The sequence below is a fragment of the Streptomyces niveiscabiei genome (assembly GCF_001419795.1).
Taxonomy (GTDB): domain Bacteria; phylum Actinomycetota; class Actinomycetes; order Streptomycetales; family Streptomycetaceae; genus Streptomyces; species Streptomyces niveiscabiei.
Map to the genome: position 1 here is coordinate 1 of NZ_LIRL01001320.1, position 1,555 is coordinate 1,555.

At 72.2% G+C, this 1,555-nt stretch carries 3 protein-coding genes; 1 reads left to right on the forward strand and 2 read right to left on the reverse strand.

What is annotated here, in order from left to right; all coding sequences use genetic code 11:
- The coding region (locus AOK24_RS43575; RefSeq protein ID WP_159052222.1) for an NAD-dependent epimerase/dehydratase family protein at positions 1–483 on the reverse strand (483 nt) is incomplete at its 3' end.
- Between the two features lie 80 nt (positions 484–563).
- Between AOK24_RS43575 and AOK24_RS43580 the strand changes: the two genes are divergently transcribed.
- Positions 564–1,373, forward strand: a complete 810-nt coding sequence (locus tag AOK24_RS43580; RefSeq protein ID WP_055725358.1) for a PhzF family phenazine biosynthesis protein — start codon at positions 564–566, stop codon at positions 1,371–1,373.
- Between the two features lies 1 nt (position 1,374).
- On the opposite strand, the gene AOK24_RS43585 is transcribed toward AOK24_RS43580, so the two are convergent.
- Positions 1,375–1,555 (reverse strand): CPBP family glutamic-type intramembrane protease (locus AOK24_RS43585; RefSeq protein WP_159052223.1); only part of this gene is annotated, 181 nt, incomplete at its 5' end.

A 1,555-nucleotide genomic window follows, 5' to 3' on the forward strand; every position in this document is an offset into this window, starting at 1 on the left:
CCCCAGCACCAGCCCCGGCCGCAGCACCACACCTCCCGCCTCCAACGCGAACCCCTCCCCGGCCAGCCGGCTCCGGCTCACCGCCGACACCGGCTCGGCGACAACCTCGCCGACCTCGATCCCGCTGTGCGGCCCGGCCCCGTACACGGCGGCGGTCGACAGATGCACCACCCGCCGCACCCCGCCCCGCCGGGCCTCGGCCATCACGGCCCGGGTCCCGTCGACGTTCACGGCCCGGCACATCGCCTCGTCGCCCCCGATGTACGAGGCGAGATGGACGACGGCCCGCGCGCCCTCGCACACTCCCGACACCGCACCGGGCTCGGTCAGATCACCGGCCACCCACTCGACGCCCTCCACCACCTCCTCCGGAACCCGTCTCACCACCGCCCGGACCCGCGCTCCCCGAGCCAGCAACTCCCACACAGCTGCCGTCCCGACGAACCCGCCGGCCCCTGTGACCACAACAACGTCCGACCCCATACGCCAGTTCCCTCGCACCCGTCCAATTTTCCCGGATTGGCCTTGGCGCCCCGTCTCCGCCACCCCCTACTGTCACGTCCATGCGGATCAGAATCGTGGACGCCTTCACCGACCGCCCCTTCACCGGCAATCCGGCGGGCGTCCTCCTCCTGGACTCCTACCCCGACGACGACCGCCTCCAGAACATCGCCCTGGAGGTCAACCACGCGGAGACGGCGTTCGCCCACCCGACGCCGGACGACCCCGAGGCGGACTGGGCCCTGCGCTGGTTCACCCCCACCACGGAGGTCGCGATGTGCGGCCACGCCACCCTGGCGACCGCGCACGTCCTGCACACGACCGGCGCCCACGAGGGCCTCGTACGCTTCAGGACCCTCAGCGGCATCCTCACCGCCACCCCCGCCGAGGACGGCTCGATCACCCTCGACTTCCCGACGGCCCCGCTGACGCAGATCGGCCTCCCGGACGGCGTCGCGGAGGCGCTCGGCGCGCAGCCGCTGTCCGCGTACGACACGGGCGAGAACGTGGGCGACCTGCTCGTGGAGCTGCCCGACGAGAAGACCGTCCACGCCCTGCGCCCCGACCTCAAGGCCCTCGCCGCCTACTCCGCGCGCGGCGTCATCGCCACCGCCCGCGCCGAGAACCCCACCCTCGGCTACGACTTCGTCTCCCGCTGCTTCTTCCCCAACGTCGGCATCGACGAGGACCCCGTGACAGGCAGCGCCCACACCGCACTGGCCCCCTTCTGGTCCCAGCGCCTCGGCACCCCCGACCTCACCGGCCTCCAGGCATCCCCGCGCTCCGGCCGGGTCCGCACCTCCCTGCGCGGCAACCGCACCCTCCTGACCGGCCGCGCGGTCACGGTCATCGAGGGCGAACTCCTCGCCTGACTCAGGCGGTCGGCAACCAGCCGACTTTCCCGGCGAGAAGGGCGTACCCCACAAAAGCCCCGATATCGAGCAGCGAATGCGCGACGACGAGCGGCCCCACCCGCCCCCACCGCCGGTACAGATAGACGAACACCACCCCCATCACCATGTTCCCGATGAACCCCCCGATCCCCTGATAGAGG

What these genes read in the sequence shown, in the direction of transcription:
- AOK24_RS43580 (WP_055725358.1), top strand. Translation starts at nt 564, where the DNA reads ATGCGGATCAGAATCGTGGACGCCTTCACCGACCGCCCCTTCACCGGC.